The organism is Sulfobacillus sp. hq2, assembly GCF_002903155.1.
Lineage (GTDB): Bacteria > Bacillota > Sulfobacillia > Sulfobacillales > Sulfobacillaceae > Sulfobacillus > Sulfobacillus thermotolerans.
Map to the genome: position 1 here is coordinate 30,549 of NZ_NWUL01000032.1, position 14,085 is coordinate 44,633.

A 14,085-nucleotide genomic window follows, 5' to 3' on the forward strand; every position below is an offset into this window, starting at 1 on the left:
TGATTCTTCACCATGCCTTCCCCACGGTTTCGATTCTTCTTCTTTGTTTTTACGTCGGAGACAGCGCGATGTGTTTCAGAGGATGTCGAAGATTCGCGACCCGCTTTTGTCGCGGTTTTGGTGGAATGCTTGGCGAAATCGGTGTACTCGTCTGGCGTGTCATAGCGGCGACTACGCTGTGTGCGTTGTGCCGGCGTCAGACGGCCTGCGTGGTCTTAATGCGAAATGGTTTTTACCGTCACCCCTAATGTCTTGGTAACCTGAGCCGCACTCGTTGTGTTTTCCATAGGCGGAAACTTTCCTAAGACGGGTCATCAATTTCCTTAACACATTTTAAAGATTGGGTTCGACAGCATCATGCAGGACTGTCTTTTGGGTTAGCCGTCATAGCGCAGAGCGTGAATGGGTTCGAGGGCGGACGCTTTAAAGGCCGGATAGAGACCAAAAATGAGCCCAACAGCCGTGCTAAAGACGAAGGCTAATACCAAAGCTGAAGGCGAAAAGATGGCAGGGGTTTTCAAGATGACAGGAACGAGTTGGGTCAGTCCCACCCCAATGGCGGCACCCAAGATCCCTCCCGATAAGCTTAGGACCATAGATTCTATTAAAAACTGCAACAGCACGTCTTCGCGCGTTGCCCCTAACGCTTGGCGTATGCCGATTTCTCGCGTGCGCTCGGTAACAGATACGAGCATGATATTCATAATGCCAATCCCGCCGACAAGGAGCGCAATCGCAGCCGTCCCGGCTAAAAGGTCGGTAAAGGTCGACCGGGTGGCCTGAAGGGTTTGCAAAACTTGGTCTTCAGAAGCCACGCTGACTGCGTTGGCCGATCCCAATGCATTCGTATAAAGGCGGGTCAATTCGTCTGCCGATAAATTCGCTATATTGGGGCTGGGCGCTTGAATAATCAATTCGCTAAGCTGATTGGTGCTAAATAGGAACTCGGAGACTGACAAGGGAATAAAAATGGCGTTGTCTTGACTCGCTCCGGGACCTTGACCCACTGCGTTCAAAACGCCTATGACGGTAAATTGCTGGCCTAATATCATGACCGACGAACCGACCGGGTTCATGCCGTTAAACAAATTGGCTGCTTGGTTGGCTCCTAGCACAGCGACATGCTGAGCTTGCTCAAGTTCGGGCGTGGTTAAAAAGTGTCCCGAAGCCAAGGAGAGGCCGCCGAGCGCAAAATACTTTGGGGTGGTGCCGTCAATGAGGGCGCTGCTTTGATTGTCAGGGGTTGAAATTTTGGCACCGGTGCTCATTACGGGTACGACGTGATCTCCAGATGGTAACACACGTGCCACGGTGGTTGTTTCTGACACAGGGTAGAAAGTTCCCGCTGAAGGTGTGACAAAGACGACATTGGTACCCAACGTTTCAATTCGAGAGGTCACTAAGGACGATGCGCCTTGCCCAATCGCTACGAGTACGATGACCGCGGCGACCCCGATGACCACTCCTAGCATGGTTAATAGTGCGCGCAGTTTGTTGCCTGTCAAGCCCCGAAGTGCTAACGCTACGCCATCGCGCCACATCATGATAGGACCCCCGCCAAGGTGACATGGCCGTCTTCGACGTGAACAACTTGTCGGCATTTGTCGGCCACTTCGTGACTATGCGTCACAATGATGACGGTTTTGCCGTTACGGTTTAACGATTCCAACAACGCGAGAATTTCTTCACCGGTTTGATGATCTAAATTGCCTGTGGGTTCATCGGCCAAAATGAGAGGGGGCTGACCAATGAGAGCGCGAGCGATGGCGACCCTTTGTTGCTGCCCTCCTGACAACTGGGTGGGACGATGATTCATTCGCTTGGCAAGCCCGACTTGCTCGAGCGCTTCTTGGGCCAAGATGCGGCGTTGTTTGGGGGGCGTTCTTCGGTAAATGAGCGGCAATGCGACATTGTCTAGGGCCGACAACGAGGGAATGAGTTGGAAGGATTGAAAGACAAAGCCAATCGTGTGATTGCGCTCATGAGCCCATTCTTCTCGGTTGAAATGGCTCACGTCGTGGCCGTTAAGCCAATATGATCCCTGAGACGGAACGTCTAAACCGCCTAAAATATTAAGCAAAGTGGTTTTGCCTGATCCGGAGGGACCAATGATAGCGGTGAACATGCCGTGGGGTACTTCCAAGTCAATATCGCGCAAGACCGGATAAGTTTCTGTTCCTACCTGATAGGTTTTCGATACGGATACCAAGCGAATCATCATGCTTTTTTTCCTCCTCGTGGGCCTTTAGGATGGGCTCTATGGAGTGCACGTCCCTTCGTTTTCAAGTGTAATTTGCCATTGGAGGCTGTCAGAGTCGCGGTAATGACGCGCATATTGGTCGTTAGATGCTTCGATTTGATCGCTGCGGTGGTCGCGTTCTCTAAGAGGACGCGCACAGGAGTGCGTGTGACGGTATTGTTCGCACCTAACCATTGCACAAAATGGTGTAATCCGTGCGTTTGGATTGCCGATAAGGGAACAAGCAAGGCATTATGCACGGTACGGATGACGATGTTAGCTTGCGCACTCATCCCGTACCGAACCTCTGAAGAATGGGTTAGGTTGACATTGACAGGAAAACTGGAAACTCCATTGGAGTAGGTACCAACGGGGGCAATGTTCTGCACGCTGCCCGCAAGGGTTTGATCGGGGAGTGCGGGTAAACTCAACTGGACCGATTGTCCGAGATGAATCATGGCCACCTGGGTTTCCGGAATGGGCACTGTTACTTGCTGCGCTAAGCTGCTGAGGGTCAGGAGTTTAGCTGGTGAGGAAAGATTGAGGGCGGTGATTTCGCCGGCAAAAGGAGCTTTTACGACTAATCCAGCTAGGGCTTGCTGTTCTTGGGCCAAGGTTTCATCATCCCGCTGTAACTGGGCTCTTGCTTCGGCGGCGGCCGTGGCGTTTTGTGCGGGGCTGTCTTGTGCCTCCGCTTTATCTAGAGCGGCTTGCAACCCGGCAATTTGTCCTTCGTCCCCGACAATTTTTGCTTGCAGGGCAGGGGAAGTGATGGTGAGAAGGAGTGTGCCGGGATTCACGGTCTGACCGTTGACAACGGAAATGGTCTGTACGGTGCCAGTCATGGGCGCTTGAACCGGTTTACCGTCGACCATCGCAATGCTTTGCCCCGCGGTTACCGCAGTGCCAGCCGAGGTCAGTTGGCTGACAATGCCTCCAGCGGGAGAGACAACATTCCCAGCACTTTTATCAGCGGACAGAATCTCTTCGGCTTGGATCAGGTTATCTTGCGCTTGCGTAATGCTGTCTTGCTGCGAAGCGGTATAACTGGATGACGTGAGAAGATTGACCTGTGCGGATTGGGCGGAGACGACCGCCTGTTCGGCGGCCACGGTACTGACGAGAGTGGGATCGCTAAAGGTGGCGAGGGTGGTGCCTTGGGTGACGACCTCGCCTAAGTGAACAGGTACTGTGCTGACCACGGCGTTGCTGGGCACTGCGACCGTATCGGTTTCGGCGGGCACGACCTCGCCGGTGGCGGAATCTGTTTCCGATAACGATCCACGGCGGACCATTGCCGTCAAATATTTTACCGGAGACGGGGGTTCGGTGCTGCGGATAACGCCATAGGTCAGCGCGGACAATACGGTCACGGTACCCGCCGCTAAAAGGATGACACGCGGATACGGCAGTTTACGGTGAAGCTTCAGGCTTTCTGGAGTCTGTGATGTCGCCATCGAAGCATCGCCTCCCAAAGCGAAATTACATGCGGATATGTCATACTCGTTGTCTAGGCATGGTTATCCTTCTTGCATTCCATGATACTTAGGACAGTCCGGCATGAATACCGTTTGGCCCTGAAGAACGGCTGAAGTTAATCATGGCGTTCACACGGGGTTCGAAAGACCGTGATCAATCCCCCCTTGCCACCGTGGCAAAGACAAATCGCCGCTCGCTTAAACTCCCGGGCTATGTGATGGGCATCGACGTGATGAGAACAGAAATTGCAGGGAATACTTTGCGGCATTTCCGGATGGGAATAGCTTCAATGAACAGATGGTTTAAATCCAGACATTCCTAATGACTATAAGCAATTGTTATGATGAGCGATAATATACAATTCTTGAATTAATCAAAAAGTTAAAGATAAAATAAATGAGCCCAATCGATTGAGCAATTGTTTAGCTATATTGTACACATCCCGTTGGCCCATGAAGAAGGGGGAGAGGCGTCAGTGTCTATGACAGCAAACGCGGTGCCTTACAAAGAAGTCAGAGATCAAAATGGACGCATTTACCGGATTGGGGAAAGTCCTCGCGATATTATGGGGCAAGGCCGTATCGTAATGATTATTTTGCCGTGGATTGGGATGATGCTGGCCTCAACACTGGAATACGGATGGGGCGCTGCGTCCGCGACGGTGGCGAATGAGTATCATTGGAGTTTGACCACGGCTTTTTGGAATTACTCCGTCTATGTGCTCTTTGAGGCGGGGATATCGTATTTTAATGGGGTTTTAAGGGAACGTGGCTTGTTAAAGACGCGGTATGCGGTGCTGATAGGCGGTGTGCTTGTGGCGGCCGCCTACTATTTCTTGGCCCATGCGGTACAGCCTTGGATTTCTTATGTGGGCTACGCAGCACTGGGGGGCTTGGGGTCGGGGTTGGTGTACTCGACTTGTGTCAATACGGTCAGCAAATGGTACCCGGAGAAGAAGGGCTGGCGGACCGGGTTTGTGGATGGAGGCTGGGCCTATGGCGCGGTTCCCTTTATTATTCTCTATGGTGCAGACTTCAACACGCACGATTTCATCAGCATTTTGTACCTGACCGGCGTGATTTTGGGTGGCGGTCTGATTATCATTAGCTTCTGGTTCAAAGATCCGCCCAAGAATTGGTGGCCTAAAGACGTCGATCCGCTGAAATGGGCCGAGAACAAGCAGTTGCTGGCTTTGCGGCATAATCCCCCGGCACGTCGGCAAATGACCACCGCGGAAATGTGGAAAACCCCCCAACCTTTCTGGATGCTGATTGAGTTCATGTTAATTGCAGGGACATCGCTCTTCGGCGTGGGCTTTTATTACCCCTTTGGCACAGCGATGCATTTAGGAACGGTCGTGATTATTGCTGGCGCAACGGGCTTTGCCTTTACCGATGGGATTGGTAGACCGCTTGTCGGCTTGTGGTCGGACTATATTGGGCGGCAGCGCGCTATGGTCTATGTCTATGCGATTTTAGGGTTTTCCTCGATTCTCGTGCTACTGGCAGGTGAAGCGCACAGTGTGCCGTTCTTTGTGATTTTCGCCTTGCTGGCAGGGGGAACCTCAGGATCGTTGTTTGTGCTCAATCCCTTGATGACCAGTGATTATTATGGAGAAAATCACGTGACGCAAAATTACGGAACAATTTATGCGGGAAAGATTGTTGGCGGTTTCTATGGCGGTATTGTCACGGCGTCTTTGGTTGGGATCGGCGGCTATCCCGTGGCCTTCGTCATTGCGGGCATCATGGCCCTGTTGGCTTCGTTAATCGCGCTGTTTCTGTTAAAGCGGCCAACCGCTGAGCAGGTGGAACGAGCGGCGCGATTAGTTGCTGCCCGCCATACGGACGCGGTGGCTGTTTCTCACGAGTAGCAATGCTTGGGCCAGTTTTCGTTCGCGGAAACTGGCCGTTTTCGCGCGCGGTGGGAAGTGTGGGGTCACCTTGGGGGGATTTCCGGTGGAGGTGCCAAAACGTCTGCAAGATGCTGTGCGCATGTTGACCCGTGACCATTACGACCAAGGAGAGTGGCGGCGGGAATCAGCAGAAATTGTGCGCGAGGAAGCGTTCACTCTCTTTATCAACGGGCGGGAATGGACGACGATGATCGTTACGCCGACAGACCTTTATGAATTGGTCGTCGGGTTTTTGGCGGCCGAACACTTTATTGTGGCGCCGCAAGAAATCAGCATTTGTCAGATCCGAGAATCCGAGGGGCAAGTGTGGGTGCGCATTCCAGGATTACGGCCGGAACTTTTGGCGCAAAGCGGTAAGCGCTATATCAGCAATTGCTGTGGGCGCGGACGAACGGGATTCTATTTTGCGGAAGATGCCGATATCAGGCCGGTGCCACAAGGCGCTTTGCGGTTAAAGGCCCACATCCTTGGGTCGTTGTTTAACGAGTTTAGTGCATGGACACAAATGCAGCATTCAGGAGGCTTGCATGCCGCGGGGTTGTGGCGGGAGGGACGCCTAGTAGCGATTCGCGCCGATGTGGGGCGTCATAACGCGCTCGATAAACTATATGGCTACAGCTTGTTACATGCGCTGTCTTTAGGAGAGGCTGCGGTGGTGTTTTCGGGACGGTTGTCATCGGAAGTCATCATTAAAATAGCGAGAATGGGCGTGCCGGCGGTAATTTCCAATGCGGCCCCCACCACTTTAGGCATTGCCTTGGCGGAGGCGCTGGGCATTACGGCAGTAGGGTTTGTTCGGGATGAAGAACTCAGTGTGTATAGCCATCCCGAACGGATTGACGCCCCAAGTCTTTAGGAGGTGTCGGGTGTCTTCAACGTCTTGGCATAGTGCAGCTAACAACTGGAATATAATGGTATAAGCAGTTCGGGACAGGCCATTGAGGCACCTGACGTTTTAGATGATGGGGGCGATGGGGATGACGCTGCGGCAATTGGAATTTTTGATTGGGATAGCCGATTTGGGGAGTTTATCAGCGTGTGCGGAGTATTTTGGGGTAACCCAGCCTGCGGTCACCAATCAAATCTTACAACTTGAAGAGGAATTGGCGACGCCGCTTTTGATACGGGGCGTCCGGGGCGCCACATTAACGGAAAGTGGTCAAAAAGCGGTGATTCAGGCCCGAAAGGTCTTACACGAAGTGCGCCAAATTCCAATGACGATAGAGGACGCAAAAAATTCTATTGCGGGCAAAATTGTGTTAGGGGTCAGCCCTTTATCTCCGGTATCCATTCACCATTTTCCGCGGATTTATCGCCCTTTTCATAAGGCCTTTCCTGAAATTCGCATTGAAGTGCTCGAGAATGAAGCCTTGCATCTTGCCGAGCAGGTGAGAAAAAATCAGGTGGACCTGGCGCTTACGCCTTTGCCGCTTTTTACGACGAAAGTCCAATTCGAGCCCTTATGGGCCGAAGAGCTGGTGGTAATCGCCAGCCCCGAAGAGCCTTTAGAGGGACCTGTGCGGATGGATGCCTTGCGCGACCGCAACTTCGTGTTTATGAAACCCGGTTATAGTATCAATCTTACGATATCACGCCTTGCTCAGCAGGCGGGCTTTGTGCCGCGCGTTGTCAGTGAGGCGACAAGCATTCATGCCTTGTTAGGCTTTGTTGCTGCCGGGATTGGGATAGCGATTGTGCCGAAGGACACGATTTTGCTGGAAGCGGAGGCTGGACTCATTCGTACCGCGCCGCTGCAGCCCAGAGCCTATCGGCGCTTGGCGATGGTGTTTCGGGCGCGCGAGGAAATTGGTGCAGCTGTCGAAGTGTTTATGCATTATATTCGGTCTTACTCCGAAGAGGTTCCCAGGACGCGGGTTCACCAAGAAAAGCAGCGGGTGGCCGACCACAATGGCTAATCGGGAAAGCGCATGAGACATGGGGGAGGCAAGGTTTATGGGTGTGATGTTGGGGCAGGTGGGGGTGTTGCAAACCGTTTTGTGGGCGGAAAGCGCACCCAGTCAGGCCATTCACTCGCGGTTTGAAGAAGGGGAGCGCAGGTGGGAATTGACGCTGTGGGTGGATGCGTCCCAATACATTACGGGGCGTTGCGGATGGGGGTTGTGGAAGCGTTCCGTCCGGGGATTCTACATGCCGGGGGATATGTTAGTCGTGCGTGTGGGAAGCCGTTTGGGAGGACACACTTTGCGCCTAAATCAAAACGGCATGCATATCTCTGGGCGCATTGGAGGGATTGTTACCGGTTGCGAGATTGATGTGGATGCGCATCAGGCAGATGTCTGCGGCTGGCTCCGGTCAAGCCCTTGGTGTCAGCAGCAAATTATGGTGCAGTGGCGCGAGATGGATGTGTTGTTGGCGGTCATGATTGGGGCGCTTGCGTGTTATTGGGGCTATGTGGTCAACCGCTGGCCGGAAATGTCTTAATCTCCATAAGCCATCTTTATAGGGGAGTATAACGTCACCTCCTTATGACCTGGGGAAAATGGCGATACGATGACCACAAGGGCTGCGCATGCTTTTGACTACAAAAAACCGAATACTTCGTATTTTATGACCTTAGGTTGGGGTTCCTAGAAAGGGGCGGCGAGTATGGAGCAACTTGGGGCATTGTCGTTCTTTGCGGGCCGTCACGGGCCGCAGTGGTGGCTGTTGGGGGTGATGCTGGCCGTGATTATTATTCCGCGGACGGCGATGATGTTGTGGGCGGTGTGGAGAGATAGCCGCCGCGAGCCTCGGTGAAGCGCAAGTATAAGAGGATATAAGGAATAATTATATTAACGGATAATGCACAATCATTGAAGTAGTCAGATAGCAATTTTAGAATGAACCCGTACTTCAGGTAACCCTCTTCGACTATCCGCCAAAACACCAAGCTGGCGGGCAATCCCTTGAGTGATGGCGTGTAGCCAACGATGAAGATGTTTTAACACCGACTGAATATGACCACGAGGAGTGATGAGGCATGAGTTTGCCGCTGGAAGGGATTAAAGTGATTGACTTTACGGGGGTGCAGGCGGGGCCTGCGTGCACGCAATTGCTAGCGTGGTTTGGGGCTGATGTGCTTAAGGTGGAGCGCCCTGGGGTAGGGGATATCACGAGAAGACAATTGCGTGACATTCCTGACGTCGACGCGCTTTATTTCACCATGCTCAACAGCAATAAAAAGTCGTTGGAACTGAACACAAAAAGCCCTGAGGGCAGGGAGATTTTGGAAAAGTTGATTCGGAGCGCCGATGTTTTAGTCGAGAATTTTGCGCCAGGGGCCATGGACCGGATGGGGTTTAGTTGGGAACGCATTCAAGAACTTAATCCTCGTTTGATCTTTGGGTCGGTCAAGGGATTTGGTGAAAACTCTCCATACGCCGACCTTAAGGTCTATGAAAATGTGGCGCAGTGCGCGGGGGGCGCGGCTTCTACGACCGGGTTTTGGGATGGGCCGCCTACCGTTAGCGGTGCAGCGTTGGGGGACAGCAACAGCGGAATGCATTTAGCTATTGGCATTCTCACTGCGCTTATTGACCGCATGAAAACGGGCAAAGGGCAAAAGGTCACGGTGTCCATGCAAGATTGTGTACTGAACTTGGCGCGGGTGAAATTGCGCGATCAACAGCGTTTGGAGCGCGTTGGATATCTTGAAGAATATCCGCAATATCCCAATGGAACCTTTAGCGATGTGGTGCCTCGCGGCGGCAACGCTGGCGGCGGCGGGCAACCGGGATGGGTGCTAAAATGCAAGGGTTGGGAGACGGATGACAACGCCTATATTTATTTTACGATTCAAGAGCAAGCGTGGGCGGCGACGTGCAAGGCGATAGGCAAGCCTGAATGGATTGATGATCCGGATTATGCCACGCCTCGAGCCCGCCAATCCCATATTTTTGAGATTTTCGCCGACATTGAAAAATGGCTCGCGGATAAGACAAAATTCGAAGCGGTCGATATTCTCCGTAAGTTTGACATCCCTTGTGCACCCGTCCTGACGATGAAGGAAATTGCTTATGATCCAGCCCTGCGCGAGAGTGGCACGGTGGTGGAAGTTCAGCATAAAGTGCGTGGGCCCTATCTCACCGTGGGCAGTCCCATCAAGTTTTCCGGATTCAAACCCACCATTTTAGAGTCGCCGTTGTTGGGTGAGCATACCGACGAAGTGCTGACGGAGTTGGGTTATTCGGCGGATGAGATTGCGAAATTGCGCGCGGCGCGGGTCGTTTGACCGAGCCCCGGAAGAGTCGCAGCAGAAGGGGGATTATGATGAGTGGAGCAATGACCGACGGCTTTCATTTAGTGATAGAAGCTCTGAGGCTTAATGGGATTGAGACGATTTATGGAGTTGCGGGGATTCCCATTACCGATTTGGCCCGCCTCGCGCAGCAAGAAGGTCTACACTATTTTGGTTTTCGCCATGAACAAAGTGCCGGCCATGCGGCGGCCATTGCGGGATATTTGACTCAACAGCCTGGGGTGTGCTTGACGGTTTCAGGGCCTGGTTTTCTGAATGGGCTGGTGGCTTTGGCGAATGCCACCACCAACTGTTTTCCTATGATTCTTCTTAGCGGATCCAGCGACCGTGCCATTGTAGATTTGGAGCAAGGCGACTATGAAGAACTGGACCAAATGACCGCGGCAAAACCTTTTGCCAAGGCTTCGTTTCGCGTCAACCGACCTGAAGATATTGGGATCGGAGTCGCGCGCGCGGTGCGCGCCGCGGTATCGGGCAGGCCTGGCGGGGTCTATTTGGATCTCACTGCCGCTGCGCTGAGTGCGGTCTTGGATGCGGATGCGGGGCAAAAAAGCTTAGTGAAAGTGGTCGATCCGGCCCCGGCTCAGATGCCTAGTGCTTTGGCCGTGCAACGAGCCATTCAACTTCTGTCGGTGGCGCAAAGGCCTCTCATTATTCTGGGCAAGGGCGCCGCTTATGCCCAGGCCGATTCGGCGATCCGGTCCTTTATCGAACGGACGCACATCCCTTTCTTGCCCATGTCTATGGCCAAGGGGTTGTTGCCAGATGCTCATCCCCTCTCAGTGGCCGCCGCCCGCTCATACGCGATTGGCCACGCCGATGTCGTCATGCTTGTGGGGGCGCGTCTGAACTGGTTGCTATCTCATGGCAAAGGGCCTTTATGGTCCGAAGACACCCAATATATCCAGTTGGATATTGCGGCGACCGAAATGGATAGCAACCGCCCGATTCAAGCGCCCGTTGTAGGCGATATCCATTCGAGCATGGAATCTTTGGTGGCCGCGTTAGAAGACTATCCCATCGGGGCACGACGTGAATGGTTGGAGGCTTTGCATCAGCAGAAACAAAAAAACATCGCACGGATGGCGGCGAGGCTGGCCGCAGACCCGCGCCCTATGAATTTTTCGAGCGCGCTCGGGGCGGTCCGGGCGGTTTTACAGGAACACTCCGGGGTTTATGTGGTCAATGAGGGCGCTAACGCTTTGGATTTTGCGCGCAATATCATTGATATGCAAGACCCGCGCATGCGGCTTGACAGTGGGACGTGGGGTATTATGGGCATCGGCATGGGCTATGCTGTAGGGGCGGCTACGGCGCGCGGGGGCATAGTGTTAGCCATTGAAGGCGATAGCGCCTTTGGTTTTAGCGGGATGGAGTTAGAAACGATTTGCCGCTACCGTCTGCCGGTAGTGGTGCTCGTGATGAATAATGGGGGAATTTACCGTGGCGATGTGGGCAATGGGCCGCCCTCTCCGACGGGATTTGTGGCGGGGGCACGCTATGACCGGTTGATTGAAGCGTTTGGCGGCCAGGGCTACCATGTCGAAGATCCACAGGCATTGATGCAAGCTCTCCAAGAAGCGTTGGCAGCCAGGCGTCCTGCACTCATCAATTGTGTGATTGATCCGTTGGCGGGGACGGAGAGCGGCCATATTCAAAATCTGAATCCGAAAAGTGGGTTGGCTTAGACCTAAGAGGAGGGACCCATGGAATTTGATTTCGCCCAATTTTGTGTGGGCCTCGTCACGGCGATGGCCGATGCCGTTATCTTCACCGATGGGCAAGGAACGATTCGGGTGTGGAATGGAGGAGCCCAGCACATCTTCGGCTTTAGCGCGGAGGAGGCAGTGGGGGCGTCTCTCGATCTGATTATTCCGGAAAAATTGCGGGCTCGCCATTGGGAAGGCTTTGACCACATGGTGCAGACGGGAGAACGGCGCTATCCAGATGGAGCCGTACTGGCGGTACCGGCGATGCGCAAAGACGGGGTCCGAATCTCGGTGGAATTTACGGTAGTCCCGTTTTATAATGAAGACCACGTGTTGACGGGAATCGCCGCCGTGTTGCGCGATGTCACGCGGCAATTTCAAGAACTTCAAGCGTTACGGCGCCGCGTGGCACAAGGACAGGGGGGACTGTCGCCATCATAATTCGTAATATTCCGTAAATAACGATAATAGGGGGTGCTCGATCTGTACCATAACAAGGTTCTGGCGTAGAATAAGGCAGACGCATGACGAATGAGTTCCAAGAGGAGGGTTCACATGGCTACGGTCATCCGGAAGTTTGAACACACCCGGCTTACCAAACCTCTCATCCGCGAGAATGGGCAGCTGCGGGAAGCGACATGGGAAGAGGCCTTAACGCGGGCAGCCCAGCTCTTTCAGGATGTCAAAACGCGGTACGGCCCTAATGGCTTGGGTGTTTTCAGTTGTTCCAAGTCGACAAACGAGCTCAACTATTTAGCTTCGAAGTTTTCTCGTGTTGTTTTTGGAACCCATAATATCGATTCGTGCAACCGGACGTGACACGCTCCTTCTGTCGTGGGTCTCACGACGGTATTCGGGAGTGGAGCAGGTACGAGTTCCTATGAAGATTTTCATCACACGTCTTTTATTTTGTTGGTGGGGTCCAATGCCGCTGAAGCGCATCCGATTATTTTCCACCACATTATGAAAGGGGTGCACAATGGAGCGGAGTTGGTCGTCGTAGATCCTCGCAAGACGGTGACCGCTAAACGCGCTCATGAGCATCTTCAAATTGCTATCGGATCGGATATTGCGTTATTGAATGCCATGGCGCATGTGATTATTCGTGAGCATTTGTACCGGGAAGACTTTGTGGCGCGCGCAACCGTAGGTTTTGATGCCTTTCGCGACAGTGTGGCAGATTGGACACCTAAGCGGGCTGCTGTCATTACGGGGATTGCGCCCGAACGCATTGAAGCCTTGGCGCGGCGTTACGCGGCAGCTCCGACAGCGATGATTGGTTGGACTTTGGGGATTACCGAACATCATAATGCCGTCGACAACGTATACGCCTTAATCAATTTAGCGCTGCTCTGTGGCAATGTGGGTCGCCCCGGCGCCGGTCTTAATCCCTTGCGCGGGCAAAATAACGTGCAAGGTGGCGGAGATATGGGGGCGTTGCCCAACCGCTTGCCAGGGTTTCAAGATGTCACCGATCCGGCCGTGCGAGAAAAATTTGAAAAGGCCTGGGGGGTTCCGCTAGCACCTGAGCCTGGTTGGAATCAAACGCAGATGTTTGACGCCATTGAGCAGGGAACACTGCGTGGACTTTACGTCATCGGAGAGAATCCGATCCAGTCTGAAGCGGACAGTGGCTACATGCGGGCGCTGTTTGGCCAACTGGGTGCATTGGTGGTTCAAGACATCTTTTTAACCGCTACGGCGGAAATAGCCGATGTGGTCTTCCCCGCTCGGGTGTCGTTTGCGGAAAGCGACGGAACGTATACCAATAGTGAACGAAGAGTGCAGCGTGTTCGCGCGGCCCGCAGAGCTCCGGGCCAGGCCCAAGACGACTTGTGGATTGTGACGTCACTGGCGCGGGCGATGGGTTATCCGTGGCCTTATCTCGATGCCGAAGGGGTATTTGACGAGATGCGGCAACTGACGGTGAATTTCCGGGGCATGACGTATGCACGATTAGAGGAAGCGCACGGCTTGCAGTGGCCTGTACCGGAGCTGGACCATCCGGGCAGTAAAGTTTTACATGAACGCTTGTGGGCGCCGGAGGTGGCGGTAAAAGCTCCCTTTATGCCAGTGCAGTGGGCGCCTCCTGTGGAGATGCCGACACCGGAGTATCCGTTTCAGCTCACCACGGGGCGTCGGCTGGCCTTTTATAACACGGGGGTGCAGTCCAATGTCTATGACCATCCCCATAAAATTGGCGAATGGATGGAAATTCATCCGCACGATGCTAAAGCGTTAGGCATTGTCGATGGAGAGGTGGTGGCCGTCATTTCACGGCGAGGCCGGGTCGAAGTGCCTGCTTATGCGTCGTCGTCTGTGATGCCGGGGACCGTTTTTATGACGTTTCACTTCCCCGATGAGGTCATGACCAATGTGTTGACGATTGAGGCGACTGATCCGCTGTCGGGTACGGCAGAATTCAAGGCCGCCGCGGTGCGGCTAGAACGCTTGGTGGCCAAGGCCCCGATGCACGCGTGAGCTA

The 14,085-nt window shown here is 53.6% G+C and carries 12 protein-coding genes; 9 read left to right on the forward strand and 3 right to left on the reverse strand.

The features are described from left to right. Nucleotides 1-377: 377 nt before the first annotated feature. Genes CO251_RS09395 through CO251_RS09405 form a run of 3 tightly spaced genes read right to left on the reverse strand, consistent with a single transcriptional unit; the run spans nt 378 to nt 3,696 of the window. Complete coding sequence (locus CO251_RS09395) at nt 378-1,544, reverse strand: ABC transporter permease (protein ID WP_158246258.1); 1,167 nt, start codon at nt 1,542-1,544, stop codon at nt 378-380. After that, the gene (locus CO251_RS09400) at nt 1,541-2,221 is read right to left on the reverse strand and encodes an ABC transporter ATP-binding protein (RefSeq protein WP_242968509.1); all 681 of its coding nucleotides are present in this window, start codon (nt 2,219-2,221) and stop codon (nt 1,541-1,543) included. Before CO251_RS09400 ends, CO251_RS09395 begins: the two co-directional genes overlap by 4 nt. Beyond that, nucleotides 2,218-3,696, reverse strand: a complete 1,479-nt coding sequence (locus tag CO251_RS09405; protein WP_103375556.1) for an efflux RND transporter periplasmic adaptor subunit — start codon at nt 3,694-3,696, stop codon at nt 2,218-2,220. Before CO251_RS09405 ends, CO251_RS09400 begins: the two co-directional genes overlap by 4 nt. Nucleotides 3,697-4,199: 503 nt before the next feature. Between CO251_RS09405 and CO251_RS09410 the strand changes: the two genes are divergently transcribed. The 9 genes from CO251_RS09410 (at nt 4,200) to fdhF (ending at nt 14,081) form a co-directional block, all read left to right on the forward strand. Next, on the forward strand, nt 4,200-5,591 hold the full coding sequence (locus CO251_RS09410; protein ID WP_242968514.1) for an OFA family MFS transporter: 1,392 nt from the start codon (nt 4,200-4,202) through the stop codon (nt 5,589-5,591). A gap of 85 nt (nt 5,592-5,676) precedes the next feature. After that, a complete protein-coding gene (gene fdhD, locus CO251_RS09415; protein WP_103375558.1) occupies nt 5,677-6,489 on the forward strand; it encodes a formate dehydrogenase accessory sulfurtransferase FdhD in 813 nt (270 codons plus the stop codon). 121 nt (nt 6,490-6,610) lie between these two features. Next, entirely contained in the window at nt 6,611-7,549 is a 939-nt protein-coding gene (locus CO251_RS09420; protein WP_158246259.1) for a LysR family transcriptional regulator, read from the forward strand. A 37-nt stretch (nt 7,550-7,586) separates the two neighbouring features. Further along, nucleotides 7,587-8,075 carry a hypothetical protein gene (locus CO251_RS09425; RefSeq protein ID WP_103375560.1) on the forward strand — a complete coding sequence of 163 codons (489 nt, stop codon included), beginning with the start codon at nt 7,587-7,589 and terminating at the stop codon, nt 8,073-8,075. Between the two features lie 165 nt (nt 8,076-8,240). Then, nucleotides 8,241-8,390, forward strand: a complete 150-nt coding sequence (locus CO251_RS17390; protein ID WP_158246260.1) for a hypothetical protein — start codon at nt 8,241-8,243, stop codon at nt 8,388-8,390. 223 nt (nt 8,391-8,613) lie between these two features. Continuing rightward, nucleotides 8,614-9,864 (forward strand): formyl-CoA transferase, encoded by a 1,251-nt coding sequence (frc, locus tag CO251_RS09430; RefSeq protein ID WP_103375561.1) that lies wholly within the window; start codon nt 8,614-8,616, stop codon nt 9,862-9,864. A gap of 35 nt (nt 9,865-9,899) precedes the next feature. Continuing rightward, complete coding sequence (gene oxc, locus CO251_RS09435) at nt 9,900-11,579, forward strand: oxalyl-CoA decarboxylase (protein WP_103375562.1); 1,680 nt, start codon at nt 9,900-9,902, stop codon at nt 11,577-11,579. Nucleotides 11,580-11,597: 18 nt separating this feature from the next. Beyond that, nucleotides 11,598-12,041, forward strand: a complete 444-nt coding sequence (locus tag CO251_RS09440; RefSeq protein WP_103375563.1) for a PAS domain S-box protein — start codon at nt 11,598-11,600, stop codon at nt 12,039-12,041. 114 nt (nt 12,042-12,155) lie between these two features. Then, nucleotides 12,156-14,081: a formate dehydrogenase subunit alpha gene (fdhF, locus tag CO251_RS09445; protein WP_103375564.1), complete on the forward strand. Its 1,926-nt coding sequence runs from the start codon at nt 12,156-12,158 to the stop codon at nt 14,079-14,081. Nucleotides 14,082-14,085: the final 4 nt, after the last annotated feature.

What these genes read in the sequence shown, in the direction of transcription:
- CO251_RS09395 (WP_158246258.1), bottom strand. Translation starts at nt 1,544, where the DNA reads ATGATGTGGCGCGATGGCGTAGCGTTAGCACTTCGGGGCTTGACAGGC.
- CO251_RS09400 (WP_242968509.1), bottom strand. Translation starts at nt 2,221, where the DNA reads ATGATGATTCGCTTGGTATCCGTATCGAAAACCTATCAGGTAGGAACA.
- CO251_RS09405 (WP_103375556.1), bottom strand. Translation starts at nt 3,696, where the DNA reads ATGGCGACATCACAGACTCCAGAAAGCCTGAAGCTTCACCGTAAACTG.
- CO251_RS09410 (WP_242968514.1), top strand. Translation starts at nt 4,200, where the DNA reads ATGACAGCAAACGCGGTGCCTTACAAAGAAGTCAGAGATCAAAATGGA.
- CO251_RS09420 (WP_158246259.1), top strand. Translation starts at nt 6,611, where the DNA reads ATGACGCTGCGGCAATTGGAATTTTTGATTGGGATAGCCGATTTGGGG.
- CO251_RS09425 (WP_103375560.1), top strand. Translation starts at nt 7,587, where the DNA reads ATGGGTGTGATGTTGGGGCAGGTGGGGGTGTTGCAAACCGTTTTGTGG.
- CO251_RS17390 (WP_158246260.1), top strand. Translation starts at nt 8,241, where the DNA reads ATGGAGCAACTTGGGGCATTGTCGTTCTTTGCGGGCCGTCACGGGCCG.
- frc (WP_103375561.1), top strand. Translation starts at nt 8,614, where the DNA reads ATGAGTTTGCCGCTGGAAGGGATTAAAGTGATTGACTTTACGGGGGTG.
- oxc (WP_103375562.1), top strand. Translation starts at nt 9,900, where the DNA reads ATGATGAGTGGAGCAATGACCGACGGCTTTCATTTAGTGATAGAAGCT.
- CO251_RS09440 (WP_103375563.1), top strand. Translation starts at nt 11,598, where the DNA reads ATGGAATTTGATTTCGCCCAATTTTGTGTGGGCCTCGTCACGGCGATG.